Source organism: Clostridioides sp. ES-S-0048-02 (assembly GCF_020658495.1).
GTDB lineage: Bacteria > Bacillota > Clostridia > Peptostreptococcales > Peptostreptococcaceae > Clostridioides.
Map to the genome: position 1 here is coordinate 1 of NZ_JACVWH010000031.1, position 16,473 is coordinate 16,473.

Here is a 16,473-nt window from a genome sequence, read left to right on the forward strand (position 1 = left end):
GGGCAGTCAACGTGTGCGTAGTGTCTGTTTGGAGTTTCATACTCAACGTGTGCTGTTGATATTGTGATTCCTCTTTCTCTTTCTTCTGGAGCTTTATCTATGTTTGCGAAATCTACTGCTTCTCCTAATTGGTATCTGTCATATAATGTTTTTGTTATTGCTGCTGTTAATGTAGTTTTACCGTGGTCAACGTGTCCTATTGTCCCTATATTAACATGAGGTTTTGTTCTTTCGTATTTAGCTTTAGCCATTTTGAATTTCCTCCCTTTATCTTGTGCAAGACGAGACAAGTCTCGTCTTGCTGATTATTTTTTATATTTATATTATTAATTAATTTTTAAATTATTTTCCTTCAGCTATCTTTTTAGCAACTGAAGCTGGAACTTGTTCATAGTGATCGAATATCATTGTATAAGTTGCACGACCTTGAGTTGAAGATCTTAGGTCTGTAGAGTATCCAAACATTTCTGAAAGTGGAACGAATGCATTTATAACTTGTGCACCACTTCTTGCTTCCATTCCTTGGATTAATCCTCTTCTTGAGTTTAAGTCACCCATAACATCTCCCATGTAATCTTCTGGAGTAACAACTTCTACTTTGAAGTAAGGCTCTAAAAGAACTGCATTACCTTTCTTCATAGCATCTTTAAATGCCATTGAACCAGCCATCTTAAACGCCATCTCAGAAGAGTCAACTTCATGGTAAGAACCATCATATAACTCAACAGCAACGTCTACAACTGGATATCCAGCAACTATACCAGATTGCATAGCTCCTTGTATACCCATGTCAACTGGACCAACATATTCTTTTGGTACAGATCCACCAACAGTTTTGTTTGTGAATTTGTATCCTTCACCTGGCTCTTGAGGAGCAACTCTAATCTTAACGTGACCATATTGTCCTCTACCACCTGATTGCTTAGAGTACTTGTATTCAACATCAACTGGTTGAGTTATAGTTTCTCTATATGCAACTTGTGGAGCACCAACTTTAGCTTCTACTTTAAATTCTCTTAATAATCTATCTACTATTATCTCTAAGTGTAATTCACCCATACCAGATATTATAGTTTGTCCTGTTTCTTGGTCAGTTTTAACTGTGAAAGTTGGGTCTTCTTCAGCTAATTTTTGAAGAGCTATACCCATTTTTTCTTGAGCTGCTTTAGAACTTGGTTCTATAGCAACAGATATAACTGGCTCAGGGAATTCCATAGATTCAAGTATTATTGGATTAGCAGGATCACATAATGTGTCTCCAGTAGTAGTATCTTTTAATCCTACTGCTGCTGCTATATCTCCAGCATAAACTTTAGTTATTTCTTCTCTTGTATTGGCATGCATTTGTAGTATACGACCAATTCTTTCTCTCTTATTCTTAGTTGCATTTAAAACATAAGAACCAGATTCTAATGTTCCAGAGTAAACTCTGAAGAACGCTAGTTTTCCAACAAATGGGTCAGTCATTATTTTGAATGCTAATGCAGAGAATGGCTCTTCATCAGAAGAATGTCTTTCAGCTTCCTCTCCATCTTCCAATATACCTTTTATAGCTGATATATCAGTTGGTGCTGGTAAGTAATCTAAAACTGCATCTATTACTAACTGAACACCTTTGTTTCTATAAGCTGTACCACAGAAAACTGGGTTCATTTCACAAGCTATAGTAGCTTTTCTTATAGCAACTTTTAATTCATCTATAGTAGGTTCTTCACCTTCAAGATACTTCATCATTAACTCTTCATCAGTTTCAGCTACTGCTTCAACTAATTTTTCTCTCCACTCTGTAGCTAATTCTTTCATATCTTCTGGTATGTCTGTTTCTTCCATTTCAACACCTAAGTCGTCTTTGTATATAACAGCATCCATTTTTAATAAGTCTATTATACCTATAAATGAATCTTCTTTACCTATTGGTAATTGCATAGGAACTGCATTAGAATTTAATCTAGATTTCATCATGCTTACAACATTGTAGAAATCTGCACCTAATATATCCATTTTATTTACAAAAGCTATTCTAGGTACTCCATAAGTTTCAGCTTGTCTCCATACATTCTCAGATTGAGGTTCAACTCCACCTTTTGCACAGAATACAGCAACTGAACCGTCAAGAACTCTTAGAGATCTTTCAACTTCAACTGTGAAGTCCACGTGTCCAGGAGTATCTATTATATTTATTCTATGGTCTTTCCATGAAGCAGTAGTAGCGGCAGAAGTTATTGTTATACCTCTTTCCTTTTCTTGCTCCATCCAGTCCATTTGAGAAGCCCCTTCATGAGTTTCTCCTATCTTATGAGTTTGCCCAGTATAAAACAGGATTCTTTCTGTAGTAGTAGTTTTCCCTGCATCTATATGAGCCATGATTCCTATATTCCTAGTTCTTTCCAAAGGAAACTTTCTAGCCATGGTTATCCTCCTTATGATATCCTCAATTTTATAAGATATCTATATATCCTACCATCTATAATGAGCAAATGCTTTATTAGCTTCTGCCATTTTATGAGTATCTTCTTTTTTCTTAACTGAAGCTCCTGTGTTGTTAGCTGCGTCCATTATTTCTTTAGCTAATTTATCAACCATTCCTTTTTCTCCACGAGCTCTAGTATATTTTACTAACCATCTTAAACCTAATGTTTGTCTTCTTTCAGGTCTAACTTCGATTGGTACTTGGTAGTTTGCCCCACCAACTCTTCTTGCTTTTACTTCTAAAACAGGCATTATATTATCCATTGCCTTATTAAATACTTCTAAAGCATCTTCTCCTGTTTTTTCAGCAATAACTGTGAAAGCATCATAAACTATTGTTTGAGACTTTCCTTTTTTTCCGTCTACCATTAAATTATTTATTAATTTAGTAACTACCTTACTCCCATACATAGGATCTGGTAAAACTTCTCTCTTTGGAACATTACCTTTTCTTGGCATTTCGCTTCCCTCCTTAATTATTTAACTTAAATCATAGGTACTCGACATAAATTATTTAATGCCGTGATGCCATAAATATCTATATATTTAAAGCACCGAACTATAATCAATCATTAATTGTTTTTATTTTTTAGCGTCCTTAGGTTTCTTAGCACCATACTTAGATCTTGATTGTCTTCTCTTATCAACACCTGCTGTATCTAAAGTACCTCTTAGTATATGGTATCTAACCCCTGGAAGGTCTTTTACTCTTCCGCCTCTTATAAGAACAACACTATGCTCTTGTAAGTTATGTCCTTCTCCTGGTATATAAGCAGAAACTTCTATACCATTAGTTAATCTAACTCTGGCAACTTTTCTTAAAGCTGAGTTAGGTTTCTTAGGAGTAACTGTTTTTACTGAAGTACAAACCCCTCTTTTTTGTGGAGCACTAGCGTCAGTTACTTTCTTGTTTAAAGAGTTGTAACCTTTTTGTAATGCTGGAGCAGTAGATTTCTTTTCAACTGCTTTTCTACTTTTACGAACTAATTGGTTAATTGTTGGCATCATCTGCACCTCCTTCCAAATTTTCGATCTTATCAGTGACCGCCAACTACATCAATATGAATACTCATACTGACTGATTGTAACATTTGTTACTTACAATTTAATGTCTATAACACATGAATATGTGATATTAGCATTTTTCTAGCTTGATGCTTTTAGTTCTTGTTTATTGCCATTTAAAAGTCACTAAGAGCTCATATAAGCCCTTAGTGTACTTTTAAACAACACACTTTACTATTTTAACACCACAAATAATGGTTGTCAAGATTTCTTTACTCTATCTGCCATTAATCTTCAATTTTTTCAACAGCTATATTTCTATATTTCTTCATTCCTGTTCCTGCTGGTATTAGCTTACCTAATATAACATTCTCTTTAAGCCCTATTAGGTGGTCTTCTTTACCTTTTATTGCAGCTTCTGTTAATACTCTTGTTGTTTCCTGGAATGAAGCTGCTGATAAGAATGAATCAGTTGCAAGAGATGCTTTAGTTATACCAAGTAATACTCTTTTAGCAACTGCTGGTCTTAAGTCTTTAGCTATAGCTTCTTCGTTACATCTATTAAATGTTAATACATCTTCATATCCACCTGGTAATAAATCTGTATCTCCTGGGTCTTCAACTTTAACTTTAGATAGCATTTGTCTTACTATAACTTCTATATGCTTATCGTTAACATCAACCCCTTGAAGTCTATAAACCCTTTGAACTTCTTTAACTATATATTCTTGAACACCTTTAACACCTTTTACTCTTACTATATCATGAGGATTTATAAATCCTTGTGTTAAAGGATCTCCAGCTTCTAATATCTGTCCTTGCTTAACTTTTAATCTAGAACCATATGGTATCACATATGTTTGAGTTTCGCCTTCTTCTGGTATTACATTTACTTCTTTTCTCTTTCCAGTTTCATCTATTTCAACTCTACCAGATACTTCAGTTATTACAGCTAAACCTTTTGGTTTTCTAGCTTCGAATAATTCTTCAACCCTTGGAAGACCTTGAGTTATATCGGCTCCTGCAACCCCTCCAGTATGGAATGTACGCATTGTAAGCTGAGTACCCGGCTCACCTATAGATTGAGCTGCTATTATACCAACTGCTTCACCTATATTAACTTCTTTTCCTGTAGCTAAGTTTCTACCATAGCACTTAGAACAAACTCCATGATTAGTTTTACAGTTAAGAACTGTTCTTATCCTAATTTTTTCAATTCCTAAATCTACTATAGTTTCTGCTTCATCTTCTTGTATCATAGCATCAGCTTCAACTATAACTTCACCAGTTTCAGGATTTAATATAGGGTCTATAGTATATCTTCCTACAATTCTATCATATATTTCTTCTATAACTTCATTTCCTTCTTTTATAGCATAAATTTCTGTAGTATCTTCTGTTCCGCAATCTACTTCTCTTACAATAACATCCTGACTTACATCAACAAGTCTTCTTGTTAAGTATCCAGATTCAGCCGTACGTATAGCTGTATCGGCAAGACCTTTTCTGGCACCATGTGAAGATGTAAAGTATTCAAGTACTGATAAACCTTCACGGAAATTAGATTTAACTGGTATCTCAACTGTTTTACCAGATGCATTGGCCATAAGACCACGCATACCTGCTAGCTGTCTAATTTGGTTTTTAGAACCTCTGGCTCCTGAATGTGCCATTATATATATATTGTTTAATCTATCTAGTCCACCCATAAGAGCATCAGTAACCTTATCAGTTGTTTCTGTCCATGTCTCTATAACTTTTTCATATCTTTCTTCATTAGATATTAAACCTCTTCTGTATGCTTTTTCATATTTATCAACTTTTTCTTCTGCCTCAGCTATAAATACTTTCTTTTCTTCTGGAACACTCATATCAGCAACAGCAACTGTTATACCACCTAATGTAGAATATTTAAATCCTAGAGATTTTATATAATCTAGTAATTCCGCTGTTTCTGTATTTCCATGTTTTCTAAAGCACTTATCTATTATTTTACCCAGAGATTTTTTATCTGCTAAGAAGTCAACTTCTAGAGCAAATGGGTTTTCATTTCTATCTACAAATCCTAAATCTTGAGGTATGCTTTCATTAAATATAAATCTACCAACTGTACTTTCAACTAATGAACTTCTTCCATCTTCAAGAGTCACCTTTAGTTTTACTAACGCATGTAGATGAACTGATTTATTGTAATAAGCAAGTAATAGCTCATTAAAGTCTTTAAATACCATTCCTGTTCCTTTAGCATCATCTTGTGCTTCTATTGTTAGATAATAACAACCTAAAACCATATCCTGAGATGGAGTAGTTATAGGAGAACCATCTTTAGGAGCAAGAATGTTGTTTACAGAAAGCATTAAGAATCTTGCTTCTGCTTGTGCTTCTACTGATAAAGGTACATGGACTGCCATTTGGTCACCATCGAAGTCTGCATTGTAAGCTGTACACACAAGTGGATGTAGCTTTATAGCTTTACCTTCAACCAAGATTGGTTCAAATGCTTGTATACCTAATCTATGCAGAGTCGGCGCACGGTTAAGAAGAACTGGATGGCTTTTTATAACATCTTCTAAAACATCCCAAACTTCTGGCTTAACTTTTTCTACTATAGATTTTGCACTTTTTATATTATGTGCATATCCTTCTTTAACTAGTTTATCCATAACAAATGGCTTAAATAGTTCTAGTGCCATTTTCTTTGGAAGACCACATTGATAGAATTTAAGTTCTGGTCCAACAACTATAACAGAACGTCCTGAGTAGTCAACACGCTTACCAAGTAAGTTTTGACGGAAACGACCTTGTTTACCCTTTAACATATCTGATAAAGACTTAAGTGGTCTATTTCCAGGCCCTGTTACAGGTCTACCTCTTCTACCATTATCTATTAATGCATCAACTGCTTCTTGAAGCATTCTCTTTTCATTTCTTACAATTATATCTGGAGCTCCAAGCTCTAATAATCTCTTAAGTCTATTATTTCTGTTTATAACTCTTCTATATAAATCATTTAAGTCTGAAGTTGCAAATCTTCCACCATCAAGTTGTACCATTGGTCTTAAATCTGGTGGTATTACTGGTATCGCATCTAAAATCATCCATTCTGGTTTATTCCCAGATTTTTTAAATGCTTCTACAACTTCTAATCTTCTTATTGTTCTAACTTTCTTTTGTCCTGTACTGTCTTTTAATTCCGCTCTTAGGTCTTTGCTTTGTTGCTCTAAGTCTATGTTTTGTAACAATATCTTTACAGCTTCAGCACCCATACCTACAGTAAAAGTATATCCATATTTTTCAAGAGCAGTTCTATACTCTTTTTCTGTCAATAACTGCTTCTCATTCAATCCAGTTTCTCCTGGATCAACTACTACATATGAAGCAAAGTATAGTATTTTTTCCAATGATCTTGGTGACATATCAAGTAAAAGTCCCATTCTACTTGGTATACCTTTAAAGTACCAGATGTGAGACATAGGAGCTGCTAGCTCTATATGTCCCATTCTTTCTCTTCTTACTTTCGATTTAGTTACTTCTACTCCACATCTATCACAAACTACACCTTTGTATCTAACTCTTCTATATTTACCACAATGGCACTCCCAGTCTTTTTGTGGTCCAAATATTCTTTCACAGAAAAGACCATCTTTTTCTGGTTTTAAAGTACGGTAATTTATAGTTTCTGGCTTTTTAACTTCTCCTCTAGACCATTGTCTTATTTTTTCTGGAGAAGCCAATGCTATTTTTATCGACTCGAAATTGTTTAATTCAAACAAGGAGTTCTCTCCCTTCTATTTGAGATTTACATTAATTAAATTTACACATCAAAGTCATCACCAACAAAGTCTATTTCTTCTTCAAATAAATCTTCTTCAGCAAATTCTTCTAAATTCTCTATATCCTCATCTTCTACGGTTTCCGTAAAATCATCTTCAATTTCTTCTATTATATTACTTTCTTCAACTTCTCCCATGTTATTTACAACATCTAGTTCAAATTCACCTATTGTGTCATCTTCATCTACAGATTCTCTTACTTCTATTTCTTGATCTTCATCTGTTAATACTTTTACATCTAAGCATAAACTTTGAAGTTCTTTTATAAGAACCTTAAATGATTCTGGGATTCCTGGCTCAGGTATGTTTTCACCTTTAACTATGGCTTCGTAAGTTCTAACACGACCTACAACATCATCAGACTTGACAGTAAGTATTTCTTGAAGTATATGAGCAGCTCCATATGCTTCTAGAGCCCAAACCTCCATCTCTCCAAATCTTTGTCCACCAAATTGTGCTTTACCACCTAGTGGCTGTTGAGTAACTAATGAGTATGGTCCAGTACTTCTTGCATGTAGTTTTTCATCAACTAAATGATGTAGTTTTAAGTAGTACATATATCCAACAGTTATTCTATTATCAAAAGTTTCACCTGTTCTACCATCATATAAAGTTAATTTACCATCTCTAGAATATCCAGCTTCTTCAAGAGCATCCATTATATCATACTCATTGGCACCATCAAATACTGATGTTGCAACATACCATCCTAAAGTCTTAGCAGCAAGTCCTAAATGAACCTCTAAAACCTGACCGATGTTCATACGTGATGGTATACCTTGTGGGTTAAGTATTATATCTAGTGGAGTTCCATTTTCCATGAATGGCATATCTTCTTCTGGTAATATTCTAGAGATAACCCCTTTATTACCATGACGACCAGCCATTTTATCTCCAACTTTTATTTTTCTCTTTTTAGCTATATAACATCTTACTAATTCATTTACTCCTGGAGATAAATCATCTCCATTTTCTCTAGTAAATACTTTTACATCAACTATTATACCAGATTCACCATGAGGTACTTTAAGTGAAGTGTCTCTAACTTCTCTAGCCTTTTCACCAAATATTGCACGAAGTAATCTTTCCTCAGCAGTAAGTTCAGTTTCTCCTTTTGGAGTTACTTTACCAACTAGTATATCTCCTGAATCTACTTCTGCACCTATTCTTATTATACCTCTGTCATCTAAGTTCTTAATTGCACTATCTCCAACATTAGGTATATCTCTAGTTATTTCCTCTGGCCCTAGTTTTGTATCTCTAGCTTCACATTCATATTCTTCTATATGAATTGTTGATAATCTATCTTCTTTAACTAATCTTTCATTTATTAATATGGCATCTTCGTAGTTATAACCTTCCCAAGTCATGAATGCTATAAGACAGTTTCTTCCAAGTGCTACTTCTCCTAAATCAGTTGCTGGACCGTCTGCTATAACATCTCCTTGCACTATTTGCTCACCTTTAGTTATTATAGGTGTTTGATTTATACAAGTACCTGAGTTTGAACGTTTAAACTTAAGTAGATTATATCTATCTCTGTTTCCATCTTCTCTTTTTATAATTATCTCATCCGCTGTTACTCTTTCTGCTATACCAGAATTTCTAGCAACAACAACTGCTCCAGAGTCTTTTGCAGCTCTATATTCTATACCAGTTCCTATAATTGGTGCTTCTCTTCTAACTAGAGGCACTGCCTGACGTTGCATGTTCGCTCCCATAAGGGCACGGTTGGCGTCATCATTTTCTAAGAAAGGTATCATAGCAGTGGCAACAGATACAACCTGCTTAGGAGATATATCCATATAGTCTACTCTGCTTTCAGGAACCATTTCAACAGCACCATTTACAGTTCTACAAACAACTCTATGGTTTACGAATTTACCATCGTCTGTTAATGGCTCATTTGCCTGAGCTCTTACGAATAAATCTTCTTCATCAGCAGTTAAATAATGTATCTCATCAGTAACTGTTGATGTTACTTTATCAAATTTTCTATATGGTGATTCTATAAATCCAAACTCATTTATTTTTGCATAAGTTCCAAGAGAGTTTATAAGACCGATATTTGGCCCTTCTGGAGTCTCTATCGGACACATTCTACCGTAGTGTGAATGGTGAACGTCACGCACTTCGAATCCAGCTCTTTCTCTTGAAAGACCTCCAGGTCCAAGAGCTGATAGTCTTCTTTTATGTGTTAACTCAGATAAAGGATTTGTTTGGTCCATGAACTGAGATAACTGAGAACTACCGAAGAATTCTTTTATTGCAGCTGAAACTGGTCTTATGTTAACTAACGCTTGAGGCGTTATAGCTTCCATATCTTGAACTGTCATTCTTTCTTTTATGACTCTTTCCATTCTTGAAAGACCAATTCTAACTTGGTTTTGTAATAATTCTCCTACAGATCTTATTCTTCTATTTCCTAAATGGTCTATATCATCAATATTTCCTATATTATAGAAGATATTGAATTCATAACTTATTGAAGCTATTATATCGTCTAATAATATATGTTTTGGTATAAGTTCTTTAATTCTTGATTTTATAGCTTCTTTTATTTCTTCTTCGTCACTATATCCATCTAAAATTTCTTTTAATGTTGGATAATGCACTTTTTCTTTTATGTTTAAATCATCTATGTCAAAATCAATATGAGACTTAATGTCTACAAAATTATTTCCTATAACTCTAACTTTCTTATCATCATCCATTAATAGATTTACTACATTTATACCTGCATTTTGTATATCTTTAGCTAACTCATAGCTTATTTTTTCTCCAGCTTTTACAAATACTTCTCCTGTTTCAGGATTTATTATGTCTTCTGCTGAAATTCTATTCATAATTCTATAGCATAAAGCAAGTTTTTTATTAAATTTGTATCTACCAACTTTTGCTAAATCATATCTCTTTGGATCAAAGAATAAAGCATTTAGTAAAGATGATGCACTTTCTACAGTAGGTGGTTCACCTGGTCTTAATTTTTTATATATCTCAACAAGACCTTCCTCTACTGTTTTAGTATTATCTTTTTCTAATGTAGCAGATAATCTTTCGTCTTCTCCTAAAAGGTCAATTATTTCTGCATCTGTCCCTATTCCTAAAGCTCTAAGTAAAACTGTAACTGGTTGTTTTCTTGTTCTATCAACTCTTACAGATATTACATCGTTAGAATCTGTTTCATATTCTAACCATGCTCCTCTATTAGGAATTACAGTAGATGAAATTAATCTCTTACCTGTTTTATCTCTCTCTTCCGCATAGTAAACACCAGGAGATCTAACTAATTGACTTACGATAACTCTTTCTGCCCCATTTATAACGAAAGTTCCTCTTTCTGTCATTAAAGGGAAGTCACCCATAAATACTTCTTGTTCTTTTATTTCACCTGTTTCTTTATTTATAAGTCTTACCTTAACTTTTAGAGGTGCACAATATGTAGCATCTCTCTCTTTACACTCTTCTATATCGTACTTTGGTTTATCGTCTAAAGAGTAGTCAACAAATTCCAATATAAGATTACCAGTATAATCTTCTATTGGTGAAATATCATCAAACACTTCTTTTAAACCTTCTTTTAAAAACCACTCATAGGAATCTACTTGAATTTCTATAAGATTTGGCACATCAGCTATTTCCTTAATTTTAGAAAAGCTCATTCTAGTTCTTTTACCTATCGTGACAGGATGTGGCATTCACTTTTCACCTCTCAATAATTAAAAATAAAACAATAGTTCATTCTAACGCATCTAATAATTTTAGCATAATGTCAAGTATTTTTCAATATATTTTTTATCTTATATGTAAACTATGCATTATTTTTGATTTTTTGTAAATTATTTTAAGCATATATTATGTATTATGTACAATTCTCCAATATAAAATCCAATTTTTTCATTTATCGGTTTAATTTTCTAGAAAAAGTTACATTCTAATACCATACCCATATTTAATTATAATTTCATAAATAAGTACTAGTAAATAATTATATTTATACAAAAGCTGTTAAATATACAAAATAAAGACCATAAATGAATTTAATCTGGAGTTTTAAATCTTAAACTATTTCCATCATAAATTATATCTACAGTCTTTATAAAAATAGAATTTCTACTATAATTAAGTTTTTTATTTTTACTATTATATTAGTAATTATAATTATCCTAATATATTATCTGCAAACTGTGGCGTAGGTAAACCAAATCCTCCAGCTACTTCAAGTAAGTCTCCTGTTATAAAGGATGAATCATCACTAGCATAGAATAAAACAGCTTTTGCTATGTCTTCTGGTTTCCCTATACGATTTAAAGGAACATGCTTTAGGAACTCCTTTATGAATTCTGGAGACATATTATCTAAAGCAGCTTTGGTTGCAATAAGGCCTGGAAGTACAGCATTACATCTAACATTGTCTTTTGCATATTGTGTTGCTATATTTTGAGTTAATGAGTTGATTGCTGATTTTGATACACAATAAGCTATTCTAGATAGGTCAGGCAATACTGAACCTATACTAGATATATTTATTATACTTCCCTTGCCATTCTTTATCATATGAGGAATAGCAGCTTTACATGGTAAATATACACTTTTTAAATTAGTATTTACTGTATCAAAGAAATTATCTGTATCTCCAGTTAAAAGGTCTTTATCAAGTGAGGGATTTGTTGAACCAAAATTATTTACAAGTATATCTATCTTACCTTCTTTTTTAACTACATCTTCTATCATTGAAGTAAACGTTTCTTCTTCACGAGCATTAAAATAAACAAACTTAGCACACCCGCCTTCTGCACTTATTCTGTCTATAACTTCATTAGCCAATTCTTCTGAACGAGCTGCTAAATATACAACTGCTCCATTTTGTGCCAATATTTCAGCTGATGCTAATCCAATACCTTTAGTTGCTGCAGTAACCACTGCAACTTTACCTTGTAATTTTTCCATTATTAACTCCTCCTTAAATGCATTTCTTGAAATCTACATATTTCGATTTTTAGAAGTATTTCACTCATTTTAAATTTGTATTTGTTAATTAATTATTTATTACATTTTATTTTTAAAGTATTTTTGTAAATTTTTAAAACAATATGTAGTTTTATATAATTTGTCTTTTATTATATCACCTTATATATGCACATTACAATAATTGTTTATATTTTAATTTAACATCTGTATTTAACATAGTAAAAACATATTCTTTAATAGTATTAAATTAAAATCTCATTACAAACTATATGATACCCTTAATTTAATACTATTATATAAATTTTTTTTATTTTATAGAAATATTCTATTCACAATTTTTTATAAATAAAAAAAGATACCCAAATGGGTATCTTTTTAAAGAAACTACTTAACTTCTACTTTAGCTCCAGCAGCTTCTAATTTTTCTTTTATTTGATCAGCTTCTTCTTTAGAAGCTCCTTCTTTAACTGTCTTAGGAGCATTGTCAACTACTTCTTTAGCTTCTTTTAATCCTAATCCTGTTATTTCTCTAACTGCTTTTATAACTCCAACTTTTGAAGAACCAACCTCAGCTAATACTACATCAAACTCAGTTTTTTCTTCAGCAGCTGGTCCACCAGCAGCTGCACCAGCTACCATTACTGGAGCTGAAGCTGATACGCCGAATTTTTCTTCAGCAGCTTTAACTAATTCATTTAATTCTAAAACTTTCATATTTTCTATAGCTTCTAATATTTGTTCTATTGTCATTTTTAGCACCTCCGAATTTTCTTTTCAAATTAATATTTATAATTTTTTAGTTAAGCAATTAAGCTTCTTCTTGACCTTCTGCCTTTTTCGCTATTGCATCTATTAAGTATGCAAAGTTTGATATTGGAGCTTTTAAGCTACCAAGTAATTTAGCGATAAGAACTTCTCTTGATGGTATGTTAGCCATTTCAACAATCTTAGCTTCGTCATAGAATACACCTTCTACAACACCCATCTTTAATTTCATCTTTGGATGAGAATCCATGAATCCTTTTAATATTCTAGCTGGAGCAACTGGATCATCATATCCAAATGCTATAGCATTAGTACCAATTAATAATTCTTCATTGAATTGCTCTATACCAACTTCTTTAGCTGCTCTTCTAACTAAAGTATTTTTATATACTTTGTAATCTACACCAGCTTCTCTCATTTGTTTTCTTAACTCAGTTACTTCTTCAACTGTTAACCCTTTGTAATCAACAACAACGGCAGCAGAAGATTTTTGTAACTTTTCAACTATTTCAGAAACAACTTCTGATTTAATTTCTATAGCTTTTCTCATCTAGATGTGCACCTCCTTCACCAAATAGGCTTAGTATTTACCGCAACATTATAAAAAGCTTTTGTTGCCAAAAGTAGACATCAAAAGCTTTAGTAATCTCAATTTATCTAAAACCTCGGTGGGATATTAAGCTTTCGCACCCACTATCTACGGCAAATCTATTCTTTTTTACATTGACAAATGATATGATAACATTTTTGTCAACCTGTGTCAACAGTTTTATTATTCAGCTGTTCTTGCTGGGTTTATTTTAACTCCAGGTCCCATTGAAGAAGCTACAGTTATACTTCTTAAATATTGTCCTTTAGCAGCAGCTGGTTTAGCTTTTATTATAGCATCCATTAATGTAGCAAAGTTTTCAGATAATTTTTCTCCACCAAATGATACTTTTCCTACTGGAACGTGTATTATGTTAGTTTTGTCTAATCTGTATTCAACTTTACCAGCTTTTATTTCATCTATAGCTTTAGCTACATCAAATGTAACTGTTCCTGATTTAGGGTTTGGCATTAAACCTTTTGGTCCTAATACTCTACCTAATCTACCTACTACACCCATCATGTCTGGAGTAGCAACTACTATATCAAAATCAAACCAGTTTTCACCTTGTATTTTTTGAACTAATTCTTCAGCTCCTACAAAATCAGCACCAGCTTGTTCAGCTTCCTTAGCTTTTTCACCTTTAGCAAAAACTAAAACTCTTTTAGTTTTACCTGTTCCGTGAGGTAATACAACTGCACCTCTTACTTGTTGATCAGCATGTCTTGAGTCAACACCTAATTTAATGTGTGCTTCTACTGTTTCGTCAAATTTAGCTCCAGCTATATCTGAAACTAATGTTAATGCTTCTGATGCATCATAGAACTTAGTTCTATCTACTTTTTGTAATGCACCTGCATATCTTTTACCTTTTTTAGCCATTTTATTTTCCTCCTTGTGGTTAATCTCGGCTTTTCGCCTCCCACTTTATAAAAAAAAGTGTATCTTTTAATTAGTCTTCTACTACGACACCCATGCTTCTAGCAGTACCAGCTATCATACTCATAGCAGCTTCTAATGATGCAGCATTTAAGTCAGGCATTTTTAATTCAGCTATTTCTCTTACTTGAGCTGAAGTTATTTTAGCAACTTTCTTTTTGTTTGGTTCTCCAGAACCTGATTTTAAGTTTAATGCTTTTTTAATTAAAACTGCAGCTGGTGGAGTTTTTGTTATAAAACTGAATGATCTATCTTGATATACAGTTATAACAACTGGTATTATCATTCCAGCTTGATCTGCAGTTTTAGCATTAAATTCTTTTGTGAATCCCATTATATTAACACCATGTTGTCCTAATGCTGGTCCAACTGGTGGCGCTGGAGTAGCCTTTCCTGCAGGTATTTGTAATTTTATTTGACCTATAACTTTTTTAGCCATTTTGAGCGCACCTCCTCAGATTTTTCTATAATAATAGTATTAGATTTTTTCTATACCTTCAAGCTCTATTACAAATAGAGTCCTTTTACCAAATGCATTTATGCATACTTTAACTTCTCTGTTTTCTAAGTCAATTTCTTCTATGTTTCCTACTTGTCCACTAAATGGTCCTTGAGATACCTTTACTGTATCTCCTATTTCAAATTCAATATCACTATTTACTACTTTAGGTTCAGTTGTATCTATACCCATAGCTTTAACTTCTTCTTCACTTAATGGTACTGGTTTTGAACCAGGTCCAACGAAACCTGTAACTCCCTTAGTATTTCTTACTACATACCAAGATTCATCAGTTATTATCATTTTAACCAAAACATAACTTGGATAAACTTTACGTTGTCTAGTTTTTTCTTTTCCAGTTTTAGTAGTTTCCACTACTTCTTCTGTTGGAACAACTACTTGTCTTATGCAGTCTTCCATACTTCTTGTTTTAACTGCTTTTTCTATTGTAGCTTTAACTTTATTTTCATGTCCCGAATAAGTATGAACTACATACCAACTTGCTTCTTGTAATTCTGACATTTAACTTACCTCTTTTCGTCTATTTTAGTAATAACGCTAGTGCACCAGATAATATAGTGTCTATACCCCATACTAATATAGTGCATGAAATAACTACAGTTAAAACTATACCTGTGTTTTTAAACAATTCTTTTTTTGTCGGCCATGTAACTCTTTTCAATTCTTGTTTAGTTTCTTTTAAATAACCAAATAAACTGAATCTCTTTTTAGTTTTTGCACCGTCATTTGTTTGGGCAGCCATTCCATACTCACATCCTTATAAAACTATTTTGTTTCTTTATGAGTTGTATGCTTTTTACAGAATCTACAATATTTTTGTAATTCTATTCTGTCTGGATTATTTTTCTTATTCTTAGTAGTGTTGTAGTTTCTTTGCTTACACTCTGTACATGCTAAAGTTACTTTAACTCTCATCTGATACACCTCCAACTTTGTAATACAATAATATATATTGTTAATATATGTGAATATAATATCTTTAAAATATGTATTTATTAAAAATCTACAGTATTTAAGATATTATTAACTTCCTATAATCATTACCTTGTATAAGGTATCACAAAATCCTATGCTGTGTCAATGTTTTTGTATTTCTATGTTAAAAAAAGAGGAGCATAACCCCTCTTTTTATTATTCTTTAATCCATCAGTTTAATAATAAGAATTACTCTATTATTGTAGCAACAACGCCTGAAGCTACTGTTCTTCCACCTTCTCTTATTGAGAATCTTAATCCTTCTTCTACAACTATTGAATTTATTAAGTCTACTTCCATTGTTACGTTATCTCCAGGCATTACCATTTCTATTCCATCTGGTAACTTACAAGCTCCTGTTACATCTGTTGTTCTGAAATAGAATTGTGGTCTATATCCATCAAAGA

Annotated in this window: 14 protein-coding genes, 1 pseudogene and 1 other annotated feature; all 15 genes and pseudogenes read right to left on the reverse strand. The window is 32.8% G+C overall.

The window, feature by feature from the left end:
• On the reverse strand, nucleotides 1–251 hold a 251-nt coding region (locus IC173_RS19415), incomplete at its 3' end, for a GTP-binding protein (protein ID WP_032512553.1).
• A 91-nt stretch (nucleotides 252–342) separates the two neighbouring features.
• Nucleotides 343–2,409: an elongation factor G gene (fusA, locus tag IC173_RS19420; protein WP_227483636.1), complete on the reverse strand. Its 2,067-nt coding sequence runs from the start codon at nucleotides 2,407–2,409 to the stop codon at nucleotides 343–345.
• 48 nt (nucleotides 2,410–2,457) lie between these two features.
• A complete protein-coding gene (rpsG, locus tag IC173_RS19425; RefSeq protein WP_227437037.1) occupies nucleotides 2,458–2,928 on the reverse strand; it encodes a 30S ribosomal protein S7 in 471 nt (156 codons plus the stop codon).
• 123 nt (nucleotides 2,929–3,051) lie between these two features.
• Nucleotides 3,052–3,474 carry a 30S ribosomal protein S12 gene (rpsL, locus tag IC173_RS19430; protein ID WP_227437039.1) on the reverse strand — a complete coding sequence of 141 codons (423 nt, stop codon included), beginning with the start codon at nucleotides 3,472–3,474 and terminating at the stop codon, nucleotides 3,052–3,054.
• A 287-nt stretch (nucleotides 3,475–3,761) separates the two neighbouring features.
• Complete coding sequence (rpoC, locus tag IC173_RS19435) at nucleotides 3,762–7,247, reverse strand: DNA-directed RNA polymerase subunit beta' (protein ID WP_227437041.1); 3,486 nt, start codon at nucleotides 7,245–7,247, stop codon at nucleotides 3,762–3,764.
• 41 nt (nucleotides 7,248–7,288) lie between these two features.
• Nucleotides 7,289–11,005: a DNA-directed RNA polymerase subunit beta gene (locus tag IC173_RS19440; RefSeq protein WP_227483635.1), complete on the reverse strand. Its 3,717-nt coding sequence runs from the start codon at nucleotides 11,003–11,005 to the stop codon at nucleotides 7,289–7,291.
• A 463-nt stretch (nucleotides 11,006–11,468) separates the two neighbouring features.
• The gene (locus IC173_RS19445) at nucleotides 11,469–12,257 is read right to left on the reverse strand and encodes an SDR family NAD(P)-dependent oxidoreductase (protein WP_227437045.1); all 789 of its coding nucleotides are present in this window, start codon (nucleotides 12,255–12,257) and stop codon (nucleotides 11,469–11,471) included.
• 405 nt (nucleotides 12,258–12,662) lie between these two features.
• Nucleotides 12,663–13,028, reverse strand: a complete 366-nt coding sequence (gene rplL / locus IC173_RS19450; RefSeq protein ID WP_021382505.1) for a 50S ribosomal protein L7/L12 — start codon at nucleotides 13,026–13,028, stop codon at nucleotides 12,663–12,665.
• Nucleotides 13,029–13,086: 58 nt separating this feature from the next.
• Nucleotides 13,087–13,593, reverse strand: coding sequence for a 50S ribosomal protein L10 (gene rplJ / locus IC173_RS19455; RefSeq protein WP_227437047.1), 507 nt, complete (start codon nucleotides 13,591–13,593; stop codon nucleotides 13,087–13,089).
• Nucleotides 13,594–13,635: 42 nt separating this feature from the next.
• Nucleotides 13,636–13,764, reverse strand: a sequence feature (ribosomal protein L10 leader region).
• Nucleotides 13,765–13,815: 51 nt separating this feature from the next.
• A complete protein-coding gene (rplA, locus tag IC173_RS19460; RefSeq protein WP_227856146.1) occupies nucleotides 13,816–14,514 on the reverse strand; it encodes a 50S ribosomal protein L1 in 699 nt (232 codons plus the stop codon).
• Between the two features lie 70 nt (nucleotides 14,515–14,584).
• Nucleotides 14,585–15,010 carry a 50S ribosomal protein L11 gene (gene rplK, locus IC173_RS19465; RefSeq protein WP_227483633.1) on the reverse strand — a complete coding sequence of 142 codons (426 nt, stop codon included), beginning with the start codon at nucleotides 15,008–15,010 and terminating at the stop codon, nucleotides 14,585–14,587.
• A gap of 39 nt (nucleotides 15,011–15,049) precedes the next feature.
• Nucleotides 15,050–15,592, reverse strand: coding sequence for a transcription termination/antitermination protein NusG (nusG, locus tag IC173_RS19470; protein WP_227856147.1), 543 nt, complete (start codon nucleotides 15,590–15,592; stop codon nucleotides 15,050–15,052).
• Nucleotides 15,593–15,611: 19 nt separating this feature from the next.
• Nucleotides 15,612–15,833, reverse strand: a complete 222-nt coding sequence (secE, locus tag IC173_RS19475; RefSeq protein ID WP_227437053.1) for a preprotein translocase subunit SecE — start codon at nucleotides 15,831–15,833, stop codon at nucleotides 15,612–15,614.
• 23 nt (nucleotides 15,834–15,856) lie between these two features.
• Entirely contained in the window at nucleotides 15,857–16,006 is a 150-nt protein-coding gene (gene rpmG / locus IC173_RS19480; protein WP_003421192.1) for a 50S ribosomal protein L33, read from the reverse strand.
• Between the two features lie 249 nt (nucleotides 16,007–16,255).
• Nucleotides 16,256–16,473 (reverse strand): annotated as a pseudogene (tuf, locus tag IC173_RS19485) (elongation factor Tu); the annotation flags it as partial.